This is a genomic window from Rahnella woolbedingensis, assembly GCF_003602095.1.
In the GTDB taxonomy this organism is placed as follows: Bacteria; Pseudomonadota; Gammaproteobacteria; order Enterobacterales; family Enterobacteriaceae; genus Rahnella; species Rahnella woolbedingensis.
In genome coordinates this window covers 26979-52104 of record NZ_RAHH01000033.1, presented here as the reverse complement: position 1 = coordinate 52104, position 25126 = coordinate 26979, and the positions used below count along the sequence as shown (strand labels likewise).

At 53.1% G+C, this 25126-nt stretch carries 23 protein-coding genes; 4 read left to right on the top strand and 19 right to left on the bottom strand.

The features are described from left to right. Nucleotides 1-338 precede the first annotated feature (338 nt). From hemG to pepQ, 4 genes are read right to left on the bottom strand one after another with little or no spacing between them, the layout of a single operon-like run. Nucleotides 339-878 (bottom strand): menaquinone-dependent protoporphyrinogen IX dehydrogenase, encoded by a 540-nt coding sequence (gene hemG / locus D6C13_RS21840; RefSeq protein WP_120134770.1) that lies wholly within the window; start codon nt 876-878, stop codon nt 339-341. Between the two features lie 22 nt (nt 879-900). Continuing rightward, a complete protein-coding gene (trkH, locus tag D6C13_RS21835; RefSeq protein WP_120134768.1) occupies nt 901-2352 on the bottom strand; it encodes a Trk system potassium transporter TrkH in 1452 nt (483 codons plus the stop codon). 37 nt (nt 2353-2389) lie between these two features. Next, complete coding sequence (locus tag D6C13_RS21830; RefSeq protein WP_120134766.1) at nt 2390-3001, bottom strand: IMPACT family protein; 612 nt, start codon at nt 2999-3001, stop codon at nt 2390-2392. After that, nucleotides 3001-4332, bottom strand: coding sequence for a Xaa-Pro dipeptidase (gene pepQ / locus D6C13_RS21825; RefSeq protein WP_120134764.1), 1332 nt, complete (start codon nt 4330-4332; stop codon nt 3001-3003). Before pepQ ends, D6C13_RS21830 begins: the two co-directional genes overlap by 1 nt. Nucleotides 4333-4521: 189 nt before the next feature. Between pepQ and fadB the strand changes: the two genes are divergently transcribed. Both fadB and fadA read left to right on the top strand, forming a co-directional pair. Then, complete coding sequence (fadB, locus tag D6C13_RS21820) at nt 4522-6714, top strand: fatty acid oxidation complex subunit alpha FadB (protein ID WP_120134762.1); 2193 nt, start codon at nt 4522-4524, stop codon at nt 6712-6714. An 11-nt stretch (nt 6715-6725) separates the two neighbouring features. Beyond that, the gene (gene fadA, locus D6C13_RS21815; protein WP_120134761.1) at nt 6726-7889 is read left to right on the top strand and encodes an acetyl-CoA C-acyltransferase FadA; all 1164 of its coding nucleotides are present in this window, start codon (nt 6726-6728) and stop codon (nt 7887-7889) included. Nucleotides 7890-8023: 134 nt separating this feature from the next. On the opposite strand, the gene fre is transcribed toward fadA, so the two are convergent. The 3 genes from fre to pepE all read right to left on the bottom strand — a co-directional run bounded on the left by fre (nt 8024) and on the right by pepE (nt 11182). After that, nucleotides 8024-8725 carry an NAD(P)H-flavin reductase gene (fre, locus tag D6C13_RS21810; protein WP_120134760.1) on the bottom strand — a complete coding sequence of 234 codons (702 nt, stop codon included), beginning with the start codon at nt 8723-8725 and terminating at the stop codon, nt 8024-8026. A 48-nt stretch (nt 8726-8773) separates the two neighbouring features. Beyond that, nucleotides 8774-10264, bottom strand: coding sequence for a 4-hydroxy-3-polyprenylbenzoate decarboxylase (ubiD, locus tag D6C13_RS21805; RefSeq protein ID WP_112290958.1), 1491 nt, complete (start codon nt 10262-10264; stop codon nt 8774-8776). A gap of 192 nt (nt 10265-10456) precedes the next feature. Further along, nucleotides 10457-11182 (bottom strand): dipeptidase PepE, encoded by a 726-nt coding sequence (pepE, locus tag D6C13_RS21800; protein ID WP_120134758.1) that lies wholly within the window; start codon nt 11180-11182, stop codon nt 10457-10459. 171 nt (nt 11183-11353) lie between these two features. Between pepE and rfaH the strand changes: the two genes are divergently transcribed. Further along, nucleotides 11354-11842, top strand: coding sequence for a transcription/translation regulatory transformer protein RfaH (rfaH, locus tag D6C13_RS21795; RefSeq protein WP_208642930.1), 489 nt, complete (start codon nt 11354-11356; stop codon nt 11840-11842). A 61-nt stretch (nt 11843-11903) separates the two neighbouring features. On the opposite strand, the gene tatD is transcribed toward rfaH, so the two are convergent. The 11 genes from tatD to katE all read right to left on the bottom strand — a co-directional run bounded on the left by tatD (nt 11904) and on the right by katE (nt 23352). Further along, nucleotides 11904-12695 (bottom strand): 3'-5' ssDNA/RNA exonuclease TatD, encoded by a 792-nt coding sequence (gene tatD / locus D6C13_RS21790; protein WP_120134754.1) that lies wholly within the window; start codon nt 12693-12695, stop codon nt 11904-11906. A gap of 57 nt (nt 12696-12752) precedes the next feature. Then, nucleotides 12753-13526, bottom strand: a complete 774-nt coding sequence (gene tatC, locus D6C13_RS21785; protein ID WP_120134752.1) for a Sec-independent protein translocase subunit TatC — start codon at nt 13524-13526, stop codon at nt 12753-12755. 2 nt (nt 13527-13528) lie between these two features. Continuing rightward, entirely contained in the window at nt 13529-14176 is a 648-nt protein-coding gene (gene tatB / locus D6C13_RS21780; RefSeq protein WP_120134750.1) for a Sec-independent protein translocase protein TatB, read from the bottom strand. Nucleotides 14177-14179: 3 nt separating this feature from the next. Further along, the gene (tatA, locus tag D6C13_RS21775; protein WP_120134779.1) at nt 14180-14446 is read right to left on the bottom strand and encodes a Sec-independent protein translocase subunit TatA; all 267 of its coding nucleotides are present in this window, start codon (nt 14444-14446) and stop codon (nt 14180-14182) included. A 73-nt stretch (nt 14447-14519) separates the two neighbouring features. Further along, complete coding sequence (gene ubiB / locus D6C13_RS21770; RefSeq protein ID WP_120134748.1) at nt 14520-16151, bottom strand: ubiquinone biosynthesis regulatory protein kinase UbiB; 1632 nt, start codon at nt 16149-16151, stop codon at nt 14520-14522. Beyond that, the gene (gene ubiJ, locus D6C13_RS21765; protein WP_120134778.1) at nt 16148-16756 is read right to left on the bottom strand and encodes a ubiquinone biosynthesis protein UbiJ; all 609 of its coding nucleotides are present in this window, start codon (nt 16754-16756) and stop codon (nt 16148-16150) included. Before ubiJ ends, ubiB begins: the two co-directional genes overlap by 4 nt. Before the next feature lie 13 nt (nt 16757-16769). Beyond that, nucleotides 16770-17525 carry a bifunctional demethylmenaquinone methyltransferase/2-methoxy-6-polyprenyl-1,4-benzoquinol methylase UbiE gene (gene ubiE, locus D6C13_RS21760; protein WP_120134746.1) on the bottom strand — a complete coding sequence of 252 codons (756 nt, stop codon included), beginning with the start codon at nt 17523-17525 and terminating at the stop codon, nt 16770-16772. A gap of 148 nt (nt 17526-17673) precedes the next feature. Beyond that, nucleotides 17674-19209: a DNA recombination protein RmuC gene (gene rmuC / locus D6C13_RS21755; protein WP_120134744.1), complete on the bottom strand. Its 1536-nt coding sequence runs from the start codon at nt 19207-19209 to the stop codon at nt 17674-17676. 157 nt (nt 19210-19366) lie between these two features. Continuing rightward, the gene (locus D6C13_RS21750) at nt 19367-19894 is read right to left on the bottom strand and encodes a DedA family protein (RefSeq protein ID WP_120134776.1); all 528 of its coding nucleotides are present in this window, start codon (nt 19892-19894) and stop codon (nt 19367-19369) included. 191 nt (nt 19895-20085) lie between these two features. Beyond that, the gene (gene udp, locus D6C13_RS21745) at nt 20086-20847 is read right to left on the bottom strand and encodes a uridine phosphorylase (protein WP_120134743.1); all 762 of its coding nucleotides are present in this window, start codon (nt 20845-20847) and stop codon (nt 20086-20088) included. A gap of 222 nt (nt 20848-21069) precedes the next feature. Then, the gene (katE, locus tag D6C13_RS21740; RefSeq protein WP_425272741.1) at nt 21070-23352 is read right to left on the bottom strand and encodes a catalase HPII; all 2283 of its coding nucleotides are present in this window, start codon (nt 23350-23352) and stop codon (nt 21070-21072) included. A 185-nt stretch (nt 23353-23537) separates the two neighbouring features. Here katE and D6C13_RS21735 point away from each other — a divergent pair, with 185 nt between their 5' ends. After that, on the top strand, nt 23538-24365 hold the full coding sequence (locus D6C13_RS21735; RefSeq protein ID WP_120134742.1) for a dienelactone hydrolase family protein: 828 nt from the start codon (nt 23538-23540) through the stop codon (nt 24363-24365). Nucleotides 24366-24460: 95 nt separating this feature from the next. On the opposite strand, the gene fsa is transcribed toward D6C13_RS21735, so the two are convergent. Beyond that, nucleotides 24461-25123, bottom strand: coding sequence for a fructose-6-phosphate aldolase (gene fsa, locus D6C13_RS21730; RefSeq protein WP_120134740.1), 663 nt, complete (start codon nt 25121-25123; stop codon nt 24461-24463). Between the last annotated feature and the right edge of the window lie 3 nt (nt 25124-25126).

Here is a 25126-nt window from a genome sequence, read left to right as displayed (position 1 = left end):
GATATTTTTTGCCACCGAGGTGGCTGATATCGTCTTGTGAGTGCCCACACAGATTGTCTGATAAATTGTTAAAGAGCGTACGTTGCGAGACTTAACTCAGCAACGTGGGAGGCAGATAATACTCTTTCTCCCTGAAGAGTCAACCATTTTCTTTTACAAGATGCGGTGTTTTCACCGGGTTGATTCTTCCTGACTGGGCAACTTGGTTCTCGTTAGAGGATTCGTTGTTCCCGGTCAGTGGAGGCGCATTATAGGGAGTTCTCAGAAGGCCGCAACCCTTAATTAAAAAAAACTTTTCGAATGCTTTCTTTTTGGTCTATACGTCTATTAAGCCCGCATTAATGCGATTTTTTATACAATATCAGCCCAAAATCTTCAGCGAATTTAGCCACCTGCTCCCAGTCGGTGTATTCCACTTCTTTACGGGTATCTGTTTCGCCGCCTGTCATACGCATAATAAGTTGGATCATCACCTTATCGAACCAGCGATATCGCGGATAACGCAGCGCCCCGGCGAATACTGCGCATATTGTAGGTTTCCACGGAGTGGCCAGCAGGAACTTGCGCACATAGGCATTAGTTTGTGGCGTCCGCTTCTCTGCTTTACGCGCCGTCAGATTCACACCGAAAAATGCTGAAGGTATCTGGTTCAGAGTCTGCATGTGTTTCTCTACGAACCTGTCCAGCACCGGATTGAAATGACCATAACGTATAGAAGCGCCGATCATGACCTGGTCATAGTGTTTCAAATCAACATGTTCGGCATGAGCGAGGTCGATAACATCGCAGCTGCACTTCTCTTTCAGCTCATTTGCTATATAAGAAGCAATCGCATGTGTCTGACCATCACGACTGGAATAGAGTATCAACGCTTTCATTCTTGTTTCCCTTTCTTAAAACTCATTCGCGCCAGAAGGTCGGCGTGAACAGTACTAATAATGTGAAGACTTCGAGACGACCAAATAACATGGTGACGATCAGGATCCATTTCGCCACTGAATTCATAGATGCAAAGTTATCGGCTACGACGCCTAATCCCGGCCCCAGGTTATTCAGAGTGGCCGTGACCGCAGCAAAAGCCGAGAAGTTGTCCACGCCCGTCGCCACAATCGCCAGCATGCTGATAATGAAGACCAGTGCATAGGCAGAGAAGAACCCCCACACCGCTTCAATAATACGTTCCGGCAGAGCACGGTTACCCAGTTTGATGGTGTAAACCGCATTCGGGTGAACCAGCCTTTTCAGCTCGCGCGAACCTTGTAAATAGAGAAGCAGGATGCGGATAACTTTCAGGCCGCCACCAGTCGAACCCGCACAGCCGCCGATAAAAGCAGAGCACAGCAACAGAAGAGGAAGGAACAGTGGCCATTTGGAAATACTGTCCGTGGTATATCCCGCTGTGGTCGCCATCGAGACTACCTGAAAGAAGGCCTGATTAAGCGTTTCCAGCGGCGAGCCGTAGGTATTGTGGATCCACAGAATCACCGTACAGATCACCACCAGCGTGAATTGCACGCTGATAAACATCCGGAATTCCGGATCACGCCAGTAGACCTTCAGATTGCGCCCGCTCAGTACCGCAAAGTGCAGGCCATAGTTACAGCCGGAAATCAGCAGGAATACCGCCACAATGGTATTAATGGTGCCGCTATGGAAATAGCCGATGCTGGCGTCATGCGTCGAGAAACCACCGATCGCAATCGTCGAGAAACTGTGGCCAATCGCATCAAAGACCGACATCCCCGCGCCCCATAACGACAGCGCACAGGCAATGGTCAGCAGAACATAGATAAGCCACAGCGTTTTAGCCGTCTCAGCTATACGCGGGCGCATCTTGTTATCTTTCAGCGGCCCAGGCATTTCGGCGCGATACAACTGCATTCCCCCGACGCCCAATATCGGCAGAATCGCCACGGCGAGCACAATGATCCCCATCCCGCCAAACCATTGCAGCATCTGCCGGTAGAACAAAATCGCCTTCGGCAGGGAATCCAGACCGACCAGCGTGGTCGCGCCCGTCGTTGTCAGACCAGAGAAAGATTCAAAGAAGGCATCGGTCAGGGAAAGATTCGGCCGCTCGGAGAACAGGAACGGGAGTGCCCCGACGCTGCCCAGCACCGTCCAGAACAGCACCACAATCAGGAAGCCTTCGCGTGGCTTAAGCTCACTCTTTTGTTTCCGGTTGGGAAGCCAGAGGAATAACCCAATCGCCAGGGCGACAAAGAAGGTCTGACTGAATGCACGCCCCGCACCATCACGGTAAATTAAAGCGACCAGTCCGGGGATGATCATCGTTCCCGAGAAAAGGATGACAAGCACCCCCACGATGCGTGTTATGGCACGAAAATGCATGCTGGTGCGTTCCTCAGCGAATTAACCATAGAAATATTTAAGAAACCGGACGCAAAATAAGCGTGCCACGGCTGATATCGAATAAGTGACTGACCGTGGCCGGCGCATCCGCGGCGGGCAACGCCAGAACGAGATCTACCGCAGCGCCAAACTCACTATGTAAAATATGTCCGCCGACTTGCGAAAGCAGAGTCTCCACCAGCTGTAACTGGCTGTAATCACACTGCACCGCAAACTCCGACAGCGGAACTTTTTGCTGCACGACAAGTTGCTTTAATGCCTGCTGAACACCACCGCCATAGGCTTTCACCAGACCGCCGGTGCCCAGCATAATGCCGCCGTAATAACGTACGACGACAGCGGTAATTTCTCCGACCCCGCTTCCCATCAGTTGACTGAGAATAGGTTTGCCTGCTGTGCCCGCAGGCTCTCCGTCATCAGAAAACCCCAGTTGCTGAGAATCATCCGGCGCGCCAGCCACAAACGCCCAGCAGTGATGACGCGCTGCCGGATGCTGGTTTCGGATCTCCTGAATAAAAGCTTTCGCCGCTTCACCCCCCTCGGTTCTCGCCAGCAGGGTGATGAAACGGCTCTTCTTTATTTCTTCGCTAAAACTGACAGGCTCAGCGGGGACGGAGTAAGGCTGCATCAGGCCAGCTTCAGATCACGTGTCATGTTCTCGATACGATTATCGTGGATGACAATGTTGTCTTCGATACGAATGCCGCCATAAGGCTTCAGCGCCTCGATGCGATCCCAGGCAAAGTGCTTGCTGAACTGCCCTTCACGCCACGGTAACAGCAGCGAATCAATGAAATACAAACCTGGCTCGATGGTCAGCACCATTCCCGGTTCAAGGACACGGGTACAGCGCAGAAAAGGATATTGCGAAGGCGCTGCCAGATGCGTACCGGTGTCGTCTTGCATAAAACCGGCCACGTCGTGCACCTGTAATCCCAGCGGATGTCCCAGACCATGCGGCAGGAAAGGCCCGGTCAGGTTCTGTTCCACCATCGCGTCTTCACTGATATCGACCACCAGCTTGTGCGCTTTCAATAATTTGGCGATACGGTGATGCATCTGAACATGATAGTCGGTATAGCGCACACCGGCCTTAATAGTATCGATTACCGCCAGTTCTTCGGTATTCAGATCTTTGATAAGCGCGGCGAAATCACTGTCCGGTTTGGCAGCGTAAGTACGCGTCAGGTCAGCGGCATAACCGTTGTATTCCGCGCCGGCATCCAGCAGGAAGCTGCGCATATCGGCAGGTGGCTGGTTATCGAGCGAGGTGTAATGCAGCACGGAAGCGTGTTCATTGAGCGCGACGATGTTGCTGTAAGGCACATCGGTATCACGGTGACCGGTGGCCGTCAGATACGCCAGGTTGATGTCGAATTCACTCATGCCCGAAAGGAACGCTTCTTTCGCCGCACGATGGCCGCTCACCGCCACTTTCTGCGCTTCACGCATACAGGCCAGTTCGTAATCTGTTTTGTAGGCGCGATGATAATGCAGGTAATCCAGCACCGCTTTCGGGTTCACGTTCGCCGCAGGAATGCCCATGCTGATCGCGCGATCCTGACTCGAACCGATATAACCGATGCGTTTCAGATCCACCGGCAGCTGACCTTTGATGTCGTCGGCGTTAGCCAGCGGCGTCAGGGAGATTTCTTTGGTCCAGAAAGACTCCGGCAGGGGCTCGTGGCTGTGCCAGTAGTCCACCGGCGAATAGAACCACAGCTTCGGCGCATTCACGCCATCCACCCATAACCAGCAATTTGGCACCTGAGTGACCGGCACCCAGGCTTTGAACTGCGGATTTACTTTGAATGGATAAGTGTGGTCATCAAGGAAGGTCGTCAGCAATTCACCGGAATGAATCAGTAACGCATCAAGCTGAGAACGTTGCAGAATTTCACGGGCACGCGTCTGCAGCGTGGCGATATGTTCTTTATAAAGCGTAGTAAGCGATTCCATCGAACTGTCCTTTTTTCACCTGAAAGACGATGCAGCATCTTACCACAGCCTCACCGTGACCATAGTCCCGGAAGGTTTGTGATCTTGCCTGCAAATAAAACACATCTCATTTGCAAATTATTAACATAAAAACCACACTCGAAAGCATCTGGTCATACCAGATCATCCCAGATGATTCAGGAGAGACACATGCTCTACCAAGGCGAAACATTACACCTGCACTGGCTCGACGGCGGTATTGCGGAGCTGGTGTTTGATGCCCCAGGCTCGGTGAACAAGCTCGATACCCTAACCGTCGCCAGCCTGGGCGAAGCGATTGCGATACTTGAAAAACAGTCTGACCTGAAAGGTCTGCTGCTCAGTTCTGCCAAACCGGCGTTTATCGTGGGTGCGGATATCACTGAATTTTTATCCCTGTTTAATGCCCCCGCCGAAAAACTGCATGAGTGGCTGGATTTCGCCAACAGCATTTTTAACCGGCTGGAAGACCTGCCGGTGCCGACCCTTTCTGCCATCAGCGGTTATGCGCTGGGCGGCGGTTGCGAATGCGTGCTGGCGACGGATTTTCGTATCAGCACCGCTGATGCGCGTATTGGCCTGCCGGAAACCAGTTTAGGCATCATGCCGGGCTTTGGTGGCTCCGTGCGTCTGCCGCGCCTGATTGGCACCGACAGTGCGCTGGAAATTATCGCTGCCGGTAAAAATATCAGCGGAAAAGAAGCCCTGAAAGTCGGGCTGGTGGATGCAGTGGTTGAAGCGGATAAACTGCGCGACGCCGGTATCACCATGCTGAAAAATGCTATCGACGGCAAACTGGAATGGCACAGCCGCCGCGACCCGAAACGTCTGCCACTGAAACTCAGCCAGATTGAAGCGGCGATGAGCTTCAGCGTCGCCAAAAGTATGGTCATGCAAAATGCCGGTAAACATTATCCGGCGCCAATGACCGCCGTGAAAACCATTGAAGCCGCAGCCCGTCTTGGCCGCGATGAAGCATTACAGCTGGAAACCGCCAGTTTTGTACCGCTTGCACAATCAAAAGAAGCACGCGCGCTGGTCAGCATTTTCCTTAACGATCAGTTTGTGAAAGGCAAAGCCAAAAAACTGGCGCAGGACAGCGAAAAACCGAAACAGGCTGCCGTACTGGGCGCGGGTATTATGGGCGGCGGGATTGCTTACCAGTCCGCGCTGAAAGGCGTTCCGGTGGTGATGAAAGACATCAACGATCAGTCCCTGACTCTGGGCATGAACGAAGCCGCCAAATTGCTGAACAAGCAACTCGAGCGTGGCAAGCTCGACGGTCTGAAAATGGCTAAAGTACTTTCAACCATTCAACCGACGCTCAATTACAGCGGCATCGAACGTGCCAATGTGGTGGTCGAAGCCGTCGTAGAAAATCCAAAAGTGAAAGCGGCGGTGCTGGCTGAGGCAGAATCCCTGCTCGGCACCGACACCGTTCTGGCCTCGAATACCTCGACCATACCTATCGATCAGTTGGCGTCCTCGCTGAAACGCCCGGAAAACTTCTGCGGCATGCACTTCTTCAACCCGGTTCACCGTATGCCGCTGGTCGAAATCGTGCGTGGCGAGAAAACGTCGGACAAAACGATTTCGCGCATCGTTTCTTACGCACTGGCGATGGGTAAAACGCCGATCGTCGTTAATGACTGCCCGGGATTTTTTGTTAACCGCGTGCTGTTCCCGTACTTCTCTGGTTTCAGTTTGCTGCTGCGCGATGGTGCTGATTTCCGTCAGATCGACAAAGTGATGGAAAAACAGTTCGGCTGGCCGATGGGCCCGGCGTATCTGCTGGACGTGGTCGGCATTGATACCGCGCATCACGCGCAGGCCGTGATGGCCGCTGGTTTCCCTCAGCGTATGGCCCGCGATTACCGCGATGCCGTAGATGTGCTGTTCGACAACCGCCGTTTTGGTCAGAAAAACCAGCTCGGTTTCTACCGTTACAGCGAGGACAGCAAGGGCAAACCGCGTAAGGAAGTTGATGACCAGGCCATCAGCCTGCTGGCCGACAACCTGAAACCGGCTCACGCTGATTTCTCACCACAGGACATCATCGCCCGCATGATGATCCCGATGATTAACGAAGTGGTGCGTTGCTTTGAAGAAGGCATTATCGCCAGCCCGGCTGAAGCCGATATGGCGCTGGTGTACGGCATCGGTTTCCCTCCGTTCCACGGCGGCCCGTTCCGTTACCTCGATACCCTTGGCACCGCTGAGTATCTGAAAATGACCGAACAGTACGCACATCTGGGGCCGATGTATCAGGCGCCGGACGGGTTACGCGCGAAAGCGCAAACCAATGAAAGTTACTATCCGGTGGCCGCTGGGCTGGAAAATCTCAGCACCGGCAATCAGGCATAAGGACCGAAATCATGGAAAACGTAGTCATTGTTGACGCAGTCCGCACGCCAATGGGCCGTTCGAAAGGCGGCGCATTCCGCCACGTCAGGGCTGAAGATCTCTCCGCGCATCTGATGCGTGCCGTACTGGCCCGCAATCCGGCGCTGAACGCCAAAGATATTGATGATATTTACTGGGGCTGCGTCCAGCAAACGCTGGAACAAGGTTTCAATATTGCCCGTAACGCCTCACTGCTGGCGGAAATTCCACACAGCGTTCCGGCCACCACGGTCAACCGCCTGTGCGGTTCTTCCATGCAGGCGCTGCACGATGCGGCGCGCGCCATTATGGTCGGTGATGCACAGGTCAGCCTGATTGGCGGCGTGGAACACATGGGTCACGTACCGATGAACCACGGCGTGGATTTCCATCCTGGCCTGAGCAAAACCGTGGCGAAAGCGGCGGGAATGATGGGGCTGACAGCAGAAATGCTGGCGAAAATGCACCAGATCAGTCGTGAAATGCAGGATGAATTTGCCGCACGTTCCCATCAGCGCGCACATGCCGCTACCGTTGCCGGGCATTTTGCCAATGAAATTGTGCCAACCGAAGGCCATAACGCCGAAGGCGTGCTGACCCGTTATGATTTCGACGAAGTGATCCGCCCGGAAACCACAGTCGCCACGCTGGCGGCTCTACGCCCGGCGTTCGATCCGGTCAACGGCACCGTTACGGCGGGCACGTCTTCTGCCCTGTCCGACGGCGCATCGGCAATGTTGCTGATGAGCGAATCTCATGCCCAATCTTTAGGTCTGAAAGCCCGCGCCCGCATCCGTGCGATGGCGGTGGTCGGCTGCGACCCGTCGATTATGGGTTACGGTCCGGTACCGGCAACGCGCTTGGCTCTGAAACGTGCCGGGCTGAGCGTGCAGGACATCGGTCTGTTCGAGCTGAACGAAGCTTTCGCGGCACAAGCCTTACCGTGCGTGAAAGATTTGGGACTGCTGGAAACCATGGAAGATCGCGTCAATCTGAACGGCGGCGCCATCGCGCTCGGTCATCCGCTCGGCTGCTCCGGCTCACGTATTTCCACCACGCTGCTGAACCTGATGGAGCGCCGCGACGTCCAGTTTGGCGTAGCGACTATGTGTATCGGTCTGGGTCAGGGCATCGCGACCGTCTTCGAACGCGTCTGAGTTCCTCTTTCCTTAAAAACAAAAAGCGGACATCAAGTCCGCTTTTTATAAATCATTCTTACCCGTTTTAGTTGCCGTTTTCCCGCCTGTCAGGGGCGGGCTTTTTCATCTTTCCCCTCATCTGTAAATATCAATCAGATGAAAGAGAAGGCATCACCAAACAGACGATCTTCCTGTGCGCAGCGTTCCGCGACAAAACGCTCACGGGCGATTTTCGCCATCTCAAAACGACCGGCGATATAAATATCGTGCTCAGCCAGCGTGGAGAAATCCTGTAAAACTGCGCTCAGCACGGTGCCGCTTCTGCCCTGCCAGCCATCTTCCGGCTGTTCAACCACCGGGATCACTTTCAGGTTCGGATGATTGATGCTCATCGCTTCCAGTTCACCGAGGTCATACAGATGCTTCAGCTCACGACCGCCCCAGTAAATGGAGATGTCACGGTGTGGCTGCTGCTCGAGTGCGGTGATAAGAATAGAACGGACGTAGGAGAATCCGGTCCCCCCGGCAATCAGCACCAGCGGACGTTCGCCGTCTTCACGCAGCCAGGCATCGCCGTGAGGAATATCCACAGTGATCGCCTGCTCTTTCAGAATGCGATCCATGACCGCCATCGCATACAGATTCAGTTCCGACGCGCCAATGTGCAGCTCAATCACATTGTTTTGCGCAGGCGTAGAGGCCAGCGAGAACGGGCGCTTATCGCGCTCATCCATTACCACCATCAGATACTGACCCGCGCGGAACGAGAAAGGCGCTTCCGGAACGAGGCGGACGCGATACACCGTATCGGTTATCGCCTCAACCGAGGTCACTTTACAGCTCAATGTTGTCATGCGTTCCCTCTGTGGGTCATCAAAGCAAAGCGTAGGACAAAGATTCGATTATTTTTTCGCATCGTCTTTATCATTAAGAATAGCGAGTTCATCCCAAATAGCGTCGATACGCGCGGTGACCTCCGGATCTTTCACAATCGGACGCCCCCATTCACGCTGCGTTTCACCCGGCCATTTGTTGGTCGCATCCATCCCCATTTTTGAGCCCAGCCCCGAAACCGGAGAGGCAAAATCGAGATAATCGATTGGCGTGTTTTCTACCAGTACCGTATCCCGTGCGGGATCCATCCGGGTGGTAATCGCCCAAATCACGTCGTTCCAGTCGCGGGCATTCACATCGTCGTCGCACACAATCACAAACTTGGTGTACATGAACTGACGCAGGAATGACCAGACGCCCATCATCACGCGTTTGGCATGACCGGCGTACTGCTTCTTCATGGTAACGACAGCCAGACGGTAGGAGCAACCCTCCGGCGGCAGATAAAAATCGACGATTTCCGGAAACTGCTTTTTCAGGATTGGCACAAACACTTCATTCAGCGCCACACCCAGAACCGCAGGTTCATCCGGCGGACGGCCGGTGTAGGTCGAATGATAAATAGCATCCTTACGCTGCGTCATGTGCGTAATCGTGAACACCGGGAAACTGTCTACTTCATTATAGTAGCCGGTATGGTCACCATAAGGGCCTTCAGGCGCCATTTCGCCCGGCTCGATGTACCCTTCCAGCACAATTTCAGCGCTGGCCGGGACTTCCAGATCGTTAGAAATGCATTTCACGACTTCAGTTTTATTGCCACGCAATAAACCTGCGAAGGCATATTCAGACAGCGTATCGGGAACCGGCGTCACGGCACCAAGGATAGTGGCCGGATCGGCGCCCAGTGCTACGGAAACCGGAAAACGCTGGCCCGGATTCTGCTGGCACCATTCCTGGAAATCCAGCGCACCACCGCGATGGGACAACCAGCGCATGATCACTTTGTTTTTGCCCAGCACCTGCTGGCGGTAAATGCCCAGATTCTGGCGCGGTTTATTCGGGCCACGGGTGACGGTCAGCCCCCAGGTGATCAGCGGCGCGGCATCTTCCGGCCAGCACTGCATCACCGGAATTTTGGTGATATCAACGGCGTCGCCTTCCCAAATCTGTTCCTGACAAGGTGCGGAGTGTAGTACTTTGGTCGGCATATTAAGCACTTGCTTAAACTTCGGCGCTTTGTCGAACAAATCACGAAAACCGCGCGGCGGCTCGGGTTCTTTCAAAAACGCCAGCAATTCACCGACTTCACGCAACGCGCTGACATCTTCTTTGCCCATGCCCATCGCCACACGTTGTGGTGTGCCGAATAAATTGCACAGGACCGGCATGTCATAACCTTTTGGATTTTCGAACAACAGAGCCGGGCCGCCAGCACGCAAGGTGCGATCGGCAATCTCGGTCATTTCCAGGTAAGGGTCGACAGACTGACTAATGCGTTTCAGCTGGCCTCTCTTTTCGAGTAACGAGAGGAAGTCACGTAAATCACGGTATTTCATGCTAATTCTGGGTCGCCGGGTTGAAGGAGGGCATTATAGAGCCTCTCCGGGGTTGTTGCTGCTTTTTTGTTATCAGCAGGTTTCTTTTTAGTAAAGCCCTTACCGTAAGCAATGTCTGATAACGAAAAAGCAGGTTAACCGTCAGTCCTGTTATTTCTGGTCTGACGGTGCGTATTGAAATCTGTGCGACAATTACTGGCAGTTAAAAGGTACCAGAGACTGAATCGCCTGAGTATCCAGATATTCCTGCGTTTCATGCCCGTGACGGAAGACTTTGAAGCCCTGGTCTTTGGCACTAAAATAGCTCAGATCGTTGCCAGACACCTGCAACAAACTGCCTTCACGCAACGCAATCACCGATTCAGACGGGTTCACCGCGCAGAATTCTGCAATACGTTCATCGCGGGTTTCACCCATGTGACCACTTAAATGCGCATCAATGTAATGCGGATTGATTTGCACCGGGAACAGGTTCAGAGCAGGCAGCACCACGGAATTGCGTACCGGCATATCATTGGTGGTACGAATACTTGGCGTCGCAACATTACAACCCGCGCTCCAGCCGACATACGGCACATTGCGTTCACGCACCGCGCGCTGAATCGGCACAATCAGGCTGTTTTCATGCAACAGCTGATTGAGCATCCAGGTATTGCCACCGCTGATAAGAATACATTCGGCACTAGCAATCGCCTCTGCCGGACTTTCTGCATGATGAATGCTGCTGACCTGAATGCCCAGCGCATCGGAAAGTTCTTTCGCACGCGCGTCGTAATCACTGCGGATCAGCGCATACGGAATGAGGACAGCAGAAGTAATCTTGCGGGCCTGTAACATAGTCTGGAGACGCGCTTTCGCGTAGCCCAGTAACTCCGATTCGCCTGAGAGCTTACCGTTACTCAGTAAGAACAACTCCATGACACTTCTCCTGATAAAATAAGACTGATAGAGGGGATAGGATCGTGCTTTCTTCGATAATAAAAGATAACGGGTCGACAATCAGCAAACGTCTGCAAAGACTTACGCCGTCTGTATCTCATGAGCGGCTTTTGGTATGCTGCCCCGCTCAACGTTTTAATGTGGGAACCTATGGAATCCTGGTATTTACTCTATTGCAAACGCGGTCAGCTTCTGCGCGCCAAAGAACATCTTGAGCGCCAACAGGTTAACTGTCTGACACCGATGATCACACTGGAAAAAATGGTGCGCGGACGCCGGACGGCGGTCAGCGAGCCTCTGTTTCCAAATTACATGTTCATTGAGTTTGACCCTGAGCGGATCCATACCACGACGATCAACGCAACGCGTGGTGTCAGCCACTTCATCCGCTTTGGTGCAAAACTGGCAACCGTTCAGCCGGATGTGATCAAACAGCTGATGGAGCCACCGACGATTGAAGTTCGCGATCCTGATACGCCGTATGAAGGCGATTCGGTTGTCATCACTGACGGTATTTTCGCCGGTATTGAAGCTATTTATACTGAACCCGATGGTGAGGCCCGGTCACTGCTGATGCTCAACCTTATCAATCAGCCTGTTCGCCAGAGCATTGAAAATACTCATTTTCAGAAACTCTGACCGCAATTTCCCACATACTCAGACGAAAAAGGCACCCTTCAGCGGTGCCTTTGTATTGGATTCAGCCTCGTTCCGGCAATGCAAATAGCTTACGCGCATTGTCATCTGTGATATCTGCCAGCCATTGCGGGTCTTCACCACGCCACATCGCCACCTGCTCCACGATATGCGGCAGGAAAGCCGGTTCGTTGCGACGGTTCTTCGGTTTGTTCTCCATATCCCGCGCTAACAAATACGGTGCATCGGTTTCCAGCATCAACCGTTCAGCCGGGATCAGCGGCAGCATTTCACGCAGTTCCAGCCCGCGACGCTCATCACATACCCAGCCGGTAATTCCGATCGACAAGCCAAGCGATAAATACAACTCAAGCTCCTGTCGTGTACCGGTAAAACAATGCACCACGCCCCCCGGCAAATCTGCCAGCCAGGGTTTCAGCAATGCAGCAAAACGCTCACCGGCGTCGCGGCAATGCAAAAACACCGGCAGCTGTAACTCTTTCGCCAGTGCCATCTGCGCCGTAAAAGCGGCTTCCTGAAGATCTGCCGGGGAAAAGTTGCGATTGAAATCCAGCCCGCATTCACCGATGGCGACAACATTGGGTAACTCGGCCAGCTTGCGAATACCTGCGGCAACGTGCTCATTCCAGTCGCTGGCCTGATGCGGATGCACGCCTGCGGTAGACCAGCAAAAATCCGGATGTTCTGCCGCCATCTTCTGCGCTTCAACACTTTCCTGCGCGGATGTACCGGTGATCAACATGCCGCTCAGCCCGGCGGCTCTGGCTCTTTCCACTACCTGCGGCCGGTCTTTATCAAACTGGCTGCTGGTAAGATTTATACCGATTTCAAACATGGGAAGTCCTGAAACAGAAACCGCCCATCAGGGCGGTTTTTTAAAGCAGAATAGGGATTATGCAGGCTGATCCGGATCGGTATCAGACTCAGAATCGACATCAGACCGGCGGCGTGCTCCGACGTAGAAACGGGCAAAGAACACACCGATTTCAAACAGCAGATACATCGGGATGGCCAGCAGCGTTTGCGAGAACACATCCGGCGGCGTTAGCAGCATGCCAACCACGAATGCCCCGACCAGGACATAAGGACGTTTCTTTTTCAGGTCTTCCGGCGTGGTCACGCCACTCCAGCAGAGCAGCACGATAGCGATCGGCACTTCGAAAGAGATGCCAAAGGCCATAAACAATGCCATCACGAAATCGAGATAGTTGTTAATGTCGGTCGCAATCTGTACGCCTACCGGTGCCGTTTTCGCAAAGAATGCGAAGGCCAGCGGGAACACCACGAAATACGCAAACGCCACGCCGAGATAGAATAATGCAGAGCTTGAGAACAGCAGCGGCATCATCAGACGACGTTCATGTTTGTACAGCGCGGGTGCCACAAAGGCCCAGACCTGATACAAAATGAACGGTGCGGATAAGAACACCGAAACGATCATCGTCAGTTTGATTGGCGTAAAGAACGGTGATGCGACGTCGGTCGCAATCATGCTCGCGCCCATCGGCATCTGCTTAATCAGCGGTGAGGCCACAAGCTGATAGATGTCATTTGCAAAATAAACCAGCGCTAAAAACACCACCAGAATGCAGATAATGGCATTCAGCAGGCGCTTACGCAGTTCAATCAGATGACTGATCAGTGGTTGAGTATCTTCAACTGCCATGTTTAACGGTCACCTGTCGTTTGGGTTGATGAAGCCGGTTTGACGGGTGCGGCAGGTTCAGCAACGGGTGCTTCATCAACAACAGCTTTCGTCACCGGTGCAACCTCAACAGAAGTATCAGGCACCGGTTCCGTTGGTGTCATCAATGGCTGAGCAGCATGAGCGGTTTTATTCGATGCCAGTGCAGCTTCAACAGCGCTTTGTGGCGCACCTGCCGGAGCAGAAACCACTTTGTCAGCCGCTGCCGGTGAAACACCTGCGTCATGATGCGCTTCGGCTTCATCCAGAACCGGATTATGAATGGTATTGCCTTCAGCTTTAGCTTCCTCCACTGCCTTCTCCGCAGGGTTTAGCCCTGAATTGATCGACTTTTTCATGGATTCTGCCGCTTCTTTCAACTCGTCCATAGACGCTTTGATTTCAGGCGTTAAATTCTTCAGACCGGACTCTTCCGCTTTCTTCAGGCTATCCTGCAATTCCTGAAGTTTCAGCTCCTGCGATAATTCGCTTTGAACTGAAGCAGCCATTGCACGAAGCGTACGGATCCAGCCTGCTACTGTTCTCACTGCTACAGGTAAACGCTCCGGCCCGAGAACAACCAGGCCAATCACCAATACCAGCAGCAGTTCACTAAATCCAATATCGAACACGGCTTATACCTGCTCTTTGTTTTGGCTCTTGGTGTCTTCTGCTTTCGCTTCTGGCTTGATCTCAACAGACTTAGCTGCGAAATCAGCATCAGTTGGAGAAATGTCTGCGTCTTTGGTTTTTGGCTGACTGTCGTCATCACTCATGGCTTTTTTGAAGCCTTTGATGGAAGCGCCCAGATCAGAACCCAGACCACGCAGTTTCTTCGTACCGAACAGCAGCACCACAAGAACAACGAGAATCAGGATTTTTGTAATACTAATACCACCCATTTTTTTCACCTCAATAGGAAGGAACGACATTCATTGCCGTTCGCAAACGGCATTCAATTTAAAACAAATATAATTAGCTGGCGCGCTTCCAACCGATTAACCAGGAAACCGCACCGGCAGCCATCAGGCAGGCCGGGTAAATCTTCACGTCGCCTAACAGCAAGAGTGTTCCGCTTAACAACAGCGTCGCACCTATTCCCAGAAGATAACGAGACTGACCCTGACGGGAACTCTGGTTATGGATCTGCGAGGAAAGCTTCTCAATGTTGTATTGCAACAGCTTGTGCTGATGCAGACTCTGATACACCAAATCCGGCAACTCTGGCATTTTCTCGAGCCAGAACGGCGCACGCTCTTTCAGTGCGCGGATCATCGCCGGTAAACCGACCTGATCCCGTACCCAGCTTTCAAGAAACGGCTTCGCCGTAGTCCACAAATCCAGCTGAGGATAAAGCTGACGCCCGAGGCCTTCGACATACAACAGCGTTTTTTGCAGCAATACCAGCTGAGGCTGGACTTCCATATTAAAGCGGCGCGCTGTGTTAAACAGGTTTAACAATACGTTGCCAAAGGAAATCTCTGCCAGCGGTTTCTCAAAAATCGGTTCGCAGACAGTACGAATAGCAAATTCGAATTCTTCAACGTTGGTATCGCGGGGGACCCAGCCGGAATCGACATGCAGCTCAGCCACTTTGCGATAATCGCGGTTAAAGAACGCGATGAAGTTCTCTGCCAGATAGCGCTTGTCTTCCTTATTGAGCGAACCCACTATGCCGCAATCGATCCCTATGTAGCAAGGGTCTTCCGGCGTTTCGTAGCTAACGAAAATGTTGCCCGGATGCATATCGGCATGGAAGAAACTGTCGCGGAAAACCTGTGTGAAGAACACCTGTACGCCACGTTCTGCCAGCAGTTTCATATTGGTGCCCTGCTTTTTCAGTGCCTCAATATCAGAAACCGGAATGCCGTAAATACGCTCCATGACCATCAGACTTTCGCTGCAGTAGTCCGGATAGACTTCCGGCACATACAGCATCGGGCTGCCTTCAAAGTTACGACGAAGCTGAATCGCATTCGCTGCTTCACGTAACAGATTCAGTTCATCGAGCAAAGTTTTCTCATACTCGCGCACCACTTCACGCGGGCGCAAACGGCGACCATCCGGCAGCAAGATCGGCAGCCAGCCGGCAAGGCGCGACATCAGGCGGATATCCGCCACAATCGTCGGCAAAATGTCCGGGCGGATCACTTTGAGCACTACCGGCTTACCGTTCTCCTTGAGGATTGCCGTATGCACCTGTGCAATCGAGGCTGAAGCCAGCGGCGTCTGATCGAATTCATCAAACCAGGTTTCCAGCGGACCACCAAGCGCGGCATCAATCTGCTGACGCGCTTTGGCGCCATCAAACGGCGGCACATGGTCCTGCAACAAAGCAAGTTGATCAGCAATATGCGGAGGGAAAAGGTCACGGCGGGTCGACATCATCTGACCAAACTTGATCCATACCGGCCCAAGTTGTTCCAGCGCCAGACGCATGCGCTCACCCAATGGCTTTTCTTTATGACGATGAGGTAACCAGAAAAAAAGATAACGACCCATTCGCAGCGGCAGCGTTAAGCGGATTTTAGGGATCAGTTCGTCAAGGCCATAGATCAGAAACATGCGGATAATCAGATATAAACGTCGCATTTCCCTAGGCGTCACGGTTTGCCCTCCAGTTTTTCGATACGTTTATCCAGTGCATACAGTTCGCGCACCAGCGCAGAAACTTCATCGCTAAACCAGACCACTTCCAGCGGACCAGGCGCCATTTTCCACTCTTCGGTCAGCGTCTGCGCCACATAACTTTGCTGGTGCTTCACGCCTTTTTGCAGGAAACGCAAACCACCTTCAACCGCCTGACTTAACCCCTGAGCGGCAATATCACCGATATAGGGTGCCAGGAATTCTGCGGGCTCAAACTCTGCCATATCCAGCAACGCGGAGAACTGCTGAACCACGGAAATATCACCGTCGACCACCAGTTCGCCACTGCGCATCATTGGCGACAACTGCTGGCGGTCACGTAATTTGCGCAGAGACGAAATGCGGGAAGTGACGGTGCAATCGGCCGCGCCGTCCCATTGTCCGAGCACATCGATTTTTTGCTCGCTGAAAACAAACGTCAGCGGTGCGCTCAGGTCCTGCAATTCAACACGTAAAACTTTACCTGCCAGACGCGTGCGCGCCGCCTTCATGCTGCGATCTTTGAAAAGCAGAAAATTAAGCGGCGTCTCGATAGCGGCAGTGAGCAACGGCGTTAACAACATCGGCATACCCATATCAGAATTTGAAACCCCGATGCAGCGCGACAATGCCACCCGTCAGATTGTGATACGTCACATTTTCAAAACCGGCATCGCCCATCATGCCCTTCAGGGTTTCCTGATCAGGGTGCATACGGATAGATTCGGCCAGATAACGGTAACTCTCCGCATCCTGCGCAACCAGCTCGCCGATGCGCGGCAGAATGTGGAAGGAATAGGTGTCGTAGGCTTTGCTTAAAGGCTTGAGGACAGGTTTGGAGAACTCCAGAACCAGTAAACGACCGCCCGGCTTGAGCACACGGAACATTGAACGCAGCGCTTTTTCTTTTTCGGTGACATTACGTAAGCCGAAGGAAATTGTGATGCAGTCAAAATAATTATCGGGGAAAGGCAGTGCTTCAGCGTTCGCCTGAACGTAGCTGACGTTACCGACGATGCCGAGGTTACGCAGCTTTTCGCGGCCCATCTTCAGCATGGAATCGTTGATATCAGCCAGAACCACTTCACCTTTCTCACCGACCAAGCGGGAGAATTTTGCGGTCAGGTCACCGGTACCCCCAGCCAGATCCAGTACACGTTGTTCCGGACGGACACCGCTGCAATCGATAGTGAAACGCTTCCAGATGCGATGAATACCGAAAGACATCAGGTCATTCATCAAATCATATTTTGCCGCAACGGAATGGAAGACTTCTGCCACCATTTCCTGTTTTTCATCTTTGGCTACTGTACGAAAACCAAAATGAGTGGTTTCTTGCGTCTGCTTTTCCATTTTATATGCCTGCTTTTTCAGTCGAACTCTTGGGGAGAAGTGTATCAGAACCCATAGCAAAGCCCCATCACCGATGGTGATTCAACATATTGCAATGATTCATTCGTTGAATCAGAAATGCAGTACGGATCATTCGGCCAGGCGCGGCCTATTGATGCGGGTTTAGCTCGCGCGGGTTCACTGTCTGTTCTTCTTCCGCATCAGAGGTATCTGGCAGAGATGCGGTATCTTCAGGTTCATTTTCCGCTTTAGCCCTCTCAGCCAGAGACGGACTAATTGGCCGTTTAACTTCAACACCCAGAGCACGAAAACTCTCAACCTGCCCGATAAGATTACCACGGCCTTGCGAGAGTTTATTCATCGCGGAACGATAACTTCCCTGCGCTTTGTCAAGACTTTGCCCCATCGACTCCATGTCATCCACAAACAGCCGCAGTTTGTCGTAAAGACGCGCAGCGCGATCGGCGATACGTTTGGCATTCTGGCTCTGGTGTTCATAGCGCCACAGGTTGCTGATCGTACGTAACGCCACCAGCAGAGTGGTCGGGCTGACAAGCATAATATTGTGGCGCAGGGCTTCGCTGATCAATTCGGGCTCCCGGTCGATAGCCAGCAGAAACGCCGGTTCGACGGGGATAAACATCAGCACATAATCCAGACTGCGCAAACCGGGCAACTGCTGATAATCTTTACGGCCCAGCAAGCGGATATGCCCGCGCACCGAGGCAATATGCTCATTCAGGGCGATTTCACGCTCGGCGTCATCTTCACTGTTAAAATAACGCTCGTAAGCGACCAGCGTCATTTTGGCGTCAATCACCACGTCTTTGTTCTGCGGTAACCGCACGACCACATCGGGTTGCATGCGGCTGTTGCTGTCTACCTGCACACTGACCTGCGTCTGATACTCATATCCTTCGCGTAATCCGGAAGCTTCAAGCACACGGCTGAGTACCACTTCGCCCCAGTTACCCTGCGTTTTGTTATCGCCTTTCAGTGCCCTGGTCAGGTTGACAGCCTCACGCGCCATTTCAACGTTCAGCTGTTGCAGATTGCGGATCTCATGCGCCAGCGTATGCCGTTCACGGGCTTCTTGTCCGAAGCTGTCCTGCACCTGACGGCGGAATCCGTCGAGTTGCTCGCGCAACGGCAGCAGTAATTTGTCGAGGCTTTGCTTGTTCTGTTCGTCGGCGCGACGGCCATTTTGTTCGAAAATCCGGTTCGCCAGATTTTCAAACTGGCTGCTCAGGCGCTGTTCGCTGTTGATCAGCAGGCGCTGTTTTTCTTCGGCTGCCATGCGGGTTTCATCCAGACGGGTGGAAACCTCACGCAATTCTGCCTCCTGCGCACTGTTGATTTCCCGCTGTGCGCGCAGCTCCTGATTCAGCTGCTCGCACTCGTTTTGCCAGTGCGCCAGCAGTTGCAGTTTTTCCTGACTGGCGGCCTGCAGGCTGTGCAGTTTTCGCAGTTCCAGTTCGGCTTCACGCAGTTGCTGCTGGCCCGACAGCCTTTCGTTTTTATGCGTATCATTTTCCGCCCTGACCTGTTCCAGCGATTGTTCCAGCAAACGGCGCTGCGTTTCATACTCCGTTTGCTGTTGCTGTTGTCGCAAACTGGCGATGAGCCATCCCAACAGTAAGCCAATTACCGCCGCTGCCAGGGCAGTCAGAATGCTGATATCCACGCGATTTCCCTCTTGAAGTCTCTTGCGGCCAAGGTAATGTCAGGCTGTATGGATGTCCAGTCTATTTTCTGTTGCATTGAGCCTTTGCGGGACGTCTTCCAAAAGAGAATTTCTCTGCCCTTGCCCCCTTGCGGCGGTCAGCCACAGGGAGCAGGATTCAAAACCAGCGGCTCAGCCACTGAATACCGAAAGCACCGGGTGCCAGAATGCCGAAAGCCCAGATAAGCGCCGACGTCACATTGGCTATCTGAAAATACTTTTGCGGCATACCGCAGATACCGGCGACCAGCGGCACAACGGCGCGCAGCGGACCAAAGAAGCGGCCGATAAACGCGCCCGGCATCCCCCATTTTTCAAAAAAGGCATGCCCGCGAACCAGCATTTGCGGATGACGGGAAAAAGGCCAGAAATTACCGACCCTGTCCTGAAAATGGTTGCCGACCCAATAAGAAAGCCAGTCGCCGAAGAAGGCCCCAGCCGCCGCCGCCGCCCAGATGGGCCAGAAAGGAATGCCGGTTTCCCCAATCAGCGCGCCCAGTCCCAGCAGGATAAAGGTTGCCGGAAGGAGCAACGACAGAAAGGCCAGAGACTCGCCAAAAGCCAGAAAGAAGACGATAGGCGCAGCCCATACCTGATGCGCACGGATAAAGGTGGTCGTGTAATCGAGAAGGTCATGAACAGTCAAAAATGCAGTTCCTTTAATCAGAGATCCGGAGCCGGAATTCATCAATTATTCCAGACGTACTACTAACATGACCTTAACAGATCTCTTTAACCGGGCAAAAAAATGGGCCGCCAGTGGCAGCCCATAGAGGTGATTATTTTGTATCACTCAGTCCTTTCCCTAAATCATTCGAGTTGCAGGATGACGGGAAGTTAGATGAGACGTCTTGCAGCTTCTACGACAATCTTCACCGCATGACTCTCGGTCTTCTTCATGGTTTCCGCATTAGGGATTTCCTGCTGCGTACGGTTCACGATAACACCGGCAACCATACCCGCGCGCAGGCCCTGGCTGGCACACATGGTCAGCAAGGTAGCGGATTCCATTTCGTAGTTCATAACGCCCATTTCCTGCCACTCTTTCATCGATTCTTTGAAGCGACGAACGACGCGACCGGAGAACGTGTCATAACGTTCCTGACCCGGATAGAAGGTGTCAGAAGACGCGGTCACGCCAATGTGTGTGGCAGCGCCAACAGATTCTGCCGCAGCAACCAGCGCGGTAGTACAGGCAAAATCGGCTACCGCAGGGAATTCCATTGGTGCGAAATGCAAACTTGCGCCATCAAGGCGAACCGCGGCGGTAGTCACCAGAACGTCGCCCACATTGATGTGTGGCTGGATAGCGCCGGTGGTGCCAACACGCAGGAAAGTACGGATCCCCAGTTGCGCCAGTTCTTCAACCGCGATGGAAGTCGAAGGACCACCAATACCGGTTGAACAAACAATCACAGATTTGCCGTCAAGCTCAGCACGCCATGAGGTAAATTCGCGGTGGGAAGCCAGACGAACCGGGTTCTCCATCAGTTTGGCAATTTTTTCCACGCGCTCAGGGTCGCCGGGAACAATCGCCAGCGTCGCGCCGTTTAAATCTTTTTTGGCCAGGCCAAGATGGAAAACTTCAGGCTGAGACATAACAAACTCCTCTGTGTGTAAGGTCATTTATTGGCAGGAGGAACACCCGGCAACTGTACTGAACATTGTGACGTTATTTCGTGACGGTCGTCACTATGATGTAACAACAGGAATTACGCATACATTTAATTTGTGATGCAATTCACAAATTAACGGACGATTGATGAGGTTTTGAGCAGCCCATCCCCACTACCGGAGACGGGCTGTTTTAGTTATGGCGAATCAGGCAGGAACAGAATCTGCCGCCGCACTACGCGACCAGACCCGGTGTTTGAGCATTTCTTTGAGAAACGTTTTCAGTAATACCCCCTCAGCTTTCTCACCCTCGACGACACCTTCTTCCGGCACATCATCCGTCAGTCCGAGCAGCGATTTGAAGCGTCGTGCATCACCACTTAATCCGATGACTTTAAGATGCTTATAGGCTTCGAGCAGATAATGTCGGGAATCACCGTTCATCAGCAGTGCGTCGATATGCCCGTGCGGAACAATCACGGCATCGACAGTAATGGAAGGCGAACCGGCAAATGTGGCATCCACAGGAAGTGTGGAACCATCATCGGCAGTGACATTCCCTAAATGGCTGGCCAGCAGTTTAGGATGCACACCCGCCGCCTGAAGCGCTTGCAAGGTTTCAAGTACATCCGCGGCATTCACGCCCTCACTCAGCAATATCGCCACCTGACGTCCTTTGATTGTGCCTTTACCGCTGGCGTACAAGCTCAGTGACGGATCACTTTTCAGGCCATTTACCGGCTTCGGTGGTTTAATGTTCAGGGTTTCAGCTGACAGCGTAATGCCCAGATTTTTAGCCACTGTCTGCGCCAGCGCCTGATCAACATGTGCCAGTAAATCCACGACACGTTCGCGGATATATGGCCGCGCGACTTTCGCTAATTCAAATGAGAAAGCCCCGGCAATGTGATCCTGCTCGGTTGTCGTCTGGCTCAGCCAAAACAGACGCGGATGCGCATAATATTCGGCAAACGACGGGCTGCGCTGACGGATTTTTTCTGCATCAATCCGCTCCGGATAGCTTTCAAAACCTCCGCCGGACGCCGCCGGAGGTGTCTCTCTCGGCCAGTTATTGTTGATGGAATTCGGCTCGTAATTCGCCGGATTCGTATCGATATCCTGGCGGTGCATGCCGTCGCGCTGGAAGTTATGGTACGGACAGGTCGGTCGGTTAATCGGAATTTCATGGAAATTCGGCCCGCCAAGACGGCTGATCTGCGTATCGGTGTAAGAGAACAGGCGGCCCTGTAACAGCGGATCATTAGTGAAATCAATGCCCGGCACCACGTGCCCCGGATGGAATGCGACCTGTTCGGTTTCTGCAAAGTAATTATCGGGGTTACGATCCAGCACCATCTTGCCGATGAGTTCTACCGGTACCAGTTTTTCAGGAATGAGTTTGGTCGGGTCGAGCAAATCGAAATCAAATTTGAATTCATCTTCTTCCGGGATCAGCTGAACACCCAGCTCGTATTCCGGATAATCACCGGCTTCAATGGCTTCCCACAAATCACGACGGTGGAAATCGGCATCTTTCCCGGCCAGTTTCTGCGCCTCATCCCACAACAAAGAGGCTTTTCCGGCCAGCGGTTTCCAGTGGAAACGCACAAAGGTGGCTTTACCTTTGGCATTAACGAAACGGAAAGTATGGATACCAAATCCTTCCATTGTGCGGTAACTGCGCGGAATACCGCGGTCGGACATCGCCCAGAACACGTTGTGCAGGGTTTCCGGTTGCAGGGACACGTAATCCCAGAAAGAGTCGTGCGCGCTGGCGCCCTGCGGGATTTCGTTGTGCGGCTCAGGTTTTACCGCATGGACAAAATCAGGGAATTTATGCGCGTCCTGAATAAAGAATACCGGCGTATTGTTACCGACCAGATCGTAAATCCCTTCGTCGGTATAAAACTTGGTGGCCCAGCCGCGGATATCACGGACGGAATCCGCCGAACCGCGCGCACCCTGAACGGTAGAGAAACGCACAAAAACCGGCGTTTTCTTTTTCGGATCAGAGAGGAAACTGGCTTTTGTTACCGACTTCATGCTGCGGTAAGGCTGAAAATAGCCGTGCGCCGCCGCACCGCGCGCATGAACGATGCGTTCAGGAATACGCTCGTGGTCAAAGTGGGTAATTTTCTCGCGGAGGATAAAATCTTCCAGCAGCGTCGGACCACGGTTACCCGCTTTCAGCGAATTCTGGTCATCAGAGATTTTGGTGCCCTGATTGGTGGTCAGCGGCTGCTTTTCACCATTTTTACGATGACGCGCTAACGCATCGAGTTTGGCATTGGTATTTTTCGGACTTTTGGCACTGCCGGAAGCGGTCGGCTCTTTTCCCGGCGGCGTCGGTTGTGGCGAAGGCTGATAAGCACGATCAGCGGGTGCCAGATCGCCAAGGCCAGGTTGTGAGGACTTGATGCCCGTGGCGGGGGCGCGGCTTACCGGTTTTGGCTCACTTTTTTTGGTCACTTTAGACGGTGATTTTGACATTGAGCATAGCTCCTCAGACAAAGGTTTCGGGTGTTCTGTGGACGTTCTCTAAATCTTCCCTGATGACTTTCCTGATTAACTTTTAACTATAGAACATCTCTTGCGCCTTGCTGTTCATGCTTTCCGGCTATAGTTTTAATCCATAGCTATTTATTTTCGTATGGAAACTTGCCTGGAGACCCCCGATGAAAGAAGAAGAATTGCTTACCCTGAAACAGGCTCCGACCAGCTTTGCTCCTGCTGTCACTCCCGTCGCCAGCACCACCATTCATACCGACACCGACGGGCTGCACGCAGGCCAGACGACTATTCCCTCGCAGGGCGAAGACATGCCCGCCTATCTCGCCCGCCCGGAACAGTTCACCGGTAAACTGCCGATAATTCTGGTGGTGCAGGAAATTTTTGGCGTACACGAACACATTCAGGATGTCTGCCGCCGTCTGGCAAAACAAGGCTATATGGCCATCGCCCCTGAGCTGTATTTCCGTCAGGGCGACCCGCGTGATTACACCGAAATCAGCGAACTGTTTGCCAAACTGGTCAGCAAAGTGCCGGATCAGCAGGTGCTTTCCGATCTCGACCACACTGCCCACTGGGCTGCGCAACACGGCGGGGATATTTCCAAATTAGGCATCACCGGTTTCTGCTGGGGCGGGCGTATTACGTGGCTCTATGCGGCGCACAATCCGCAGCTGAAAGCGGGCGTGGCGTGGTATGGCAAACTGGTCGGTGATAAAACTCTGACCAGCCCGTCGCAACCGGTCGATCGCGCAGCTGCGCTGGATGCGCCGGTGCTGGGTTTATACGGAGCTGAAGATTCCAGCATTCCACTGGAGACGATTGAAACCATGCGTCAGGCGATCCGCGCAGCCAACGCCACGGCGGAAATCGTCGTCTATCCGCAAGCCGGTCACGCCTTCAATGCCGACTATCGCCCGAGCTACCACGCTGAAGCCGCCGCCGATGGCTGGCAGCGTATGCTGGATTTCTTTACCCAGTACGGCGTGAAATAAAAATCGCGGTGACATAAAAAAAGCCCGGCAGGTTTTCCTGTCGGGCTTTTTATTGGTCTTCAGTACGTTAGAGCCTATTTAAAACGACAATCTCTTTACAACGACATTCGCCCGAACGCGCCCTGCCAGTCCTGTTCGAATTTATCGACCGCCGCCTGTACCGCTGGCGCACTGATAAATTGCTCCGCTACGTCTACCGGAATAGTGACCGACTGACAGCCCGCCAGCAGACAGGCCAGAACCTGACGCGGCGTCTTGAAACTTGCGGCCAGCACTTTGGCGTGCGGCGCATGAAGCGAAAGTAATTGCTGAAGCTCCGTCACCATCGCAATGCCATCGCCACCCTGGGCGTCCAGTCTGTTTACATACGGCGCGACATATTCTGCCCCGGCCAGCGCCGAAAGCAGCCCCTGTCCCGCGCCGTAAACTGCGGTTCCCAGCGTCGGGATTTTACGGGTACGCAGGATCTTAATCGCGGCAAGGCCAGCGGCTGTCACCGGCACTTTCACTACCAGCCCCGGCACGCGCGAATGCAGCAATTCAGCTTCTTCCACCATTTGCTCAGTCTGATTCGCCAGAACCTGCGCAAACAGTTTGCCTTCGCCACCTAACGCATCGCGAAGCGCGGGCAGCACTTCCCACAGGGAAGTCTGCGATTTAGCCACAATGCTCGGATTCGTCGTCACACCCTGCAACGGCAAAATACGCGATAAACGTTTTACTGCGCTGATATCAGCCGTATCCAGATAAAGTTCCATACC

What these genes read in the sequence shown, in the direction of transcription:
- hemG (WP_120134770.1), bottom strand. Translation starts at nt 878, where the DNA reads ATGAAAGCGTTGATACTCTATTCCAGTCGTGATGGTCAGACACATGCG.
- trkH (WP_120134768.1), bottom strand. Translation starts at nt 2,352, where the DNA reads ATGCATTTTCGTGCCATAACACGCATCGTGGGGGTGCTTGTCATCCTT.
- D6C13_RS21830 (WP_120134766.1), bottom strand. Translation starts at nt 3,001, where the DNA reads ATGCAGCCTTACTCCGTCCCCGCTGAGCCTGTCAGTTTTAGCGAAGAA.
- pepQ (WP_120134764.1), bottom strand. Translation starts at nt 4,332, where the DNA reads ATGGAATCGCTTACTACGCTTTATAAAGAACATATCGCCACGCTGCAG.
- fadB (WP_120134762.1), top strand. Translation starts at nt 4,522, where the DNA reads ATGCTCTACCAAGGCGAAACATTACACCTGCACTGGCTCGACGGCGGT.
- fadA (WP_120134761.1), top strand. Translation starts at nt 6,726, where the DNA reads ATGGAAAACGTAGTCATTGTTGACGCAGTCCGCACGCCAATGGGCCGT.
- fre (WP_120134760.1), bottom strand. Translation starts at nt 8,725, where the DNA reads ATGACAACATTGAGCTGTAAAGTGACCTCGGTTGAGGCGATAACCGAT.
- ubiD (WP_112290958.1), bottom strand. Translation starts at nt 10,264, where the DNA reads ATGAAATACCGTGATTTACGTGACTTCCTCTCGTTACTCGAAAAGAGA.
- pepE (WP_120134758.1), bottom strand. Translation starts at nt 11,182, where the DNA reads ATGGAGTTGTTCTTACTGAGTAACGGTAAGCTCTCAGGCGAATCGGAG.
- rfaH (WP_208642930.1), top strand. Translation starts at nt 11,354, where the DNA reads ATGGAATCCTGGTATTTACTCTATTGCAAACGCGGTCAGCTTCTGCGC.
- tatD (WP_120134754.1), bottom strand. Translation starts at nt 12,695, where the DNA reads ATGTTTGAAATCGGTATAAATCTTACCAGCAGCCAGTTTGATAAAGAC.
- tatC (WP_120134752.1), bottom strand. Translation starts at nt 13,526, where the DNA reads ATGGCAGTTGAAGATACTCAACCACTGATCAGTCATCTGATTGAACTG.
- tatA (WP_120134779.1), bottom strand. Translation starts at nt 14,446, where the DNA reads ATGGGTGGTATTAGTATTACAAAAATCCTGATTCTCGTTGTTCTTGTG.
- ubiJ (WP_120134778.1), bottom strand. Translation starts at nt 16,756, where the DNA reads ATGTTGTTAACGCCGTTGCTCACTGCCGCTATCGAGACGCCGCTTAAT.
- ubiE (WP_120134746.1), bottom strand. Translation starts at nt 17,525, where the DNA reads ATGGAAAAGCAGACGCAAGAAACCACTCATTTTGGTTTTCGTACAGTA.
- udp (WP_120134743.1), bottom strand. Translation starts at nt 20,847, where the DNA reads ATGTCTCAGCCTGAAGTTTTCCATCTTGGCCTGGCCAAAAAAGATTTA.
- katE (WP_425272741.1), bottom strand. Translation starts at nt 23,352, where the DNA reads ATGTCAAAATCACCGTCTAAAGTGACCAAAAAAAGTGAGCCAAAACCG.
- D6C13_RS21735 (WP_120134742.1), top strand. Translation starts at nt 23,538, where the DNA reads ATGAAAGAAGAAGAATTGCTTACCCTGAAACAGGCTCCGACCAGCTTT.
- fsa (WP_120134740.1), bottom strand. Translation starts at nt 25,123, where the DNA reads ATGGAACTTTATCTGGATACGGCTGATATCAGCGCAGTAAAACGTTTA.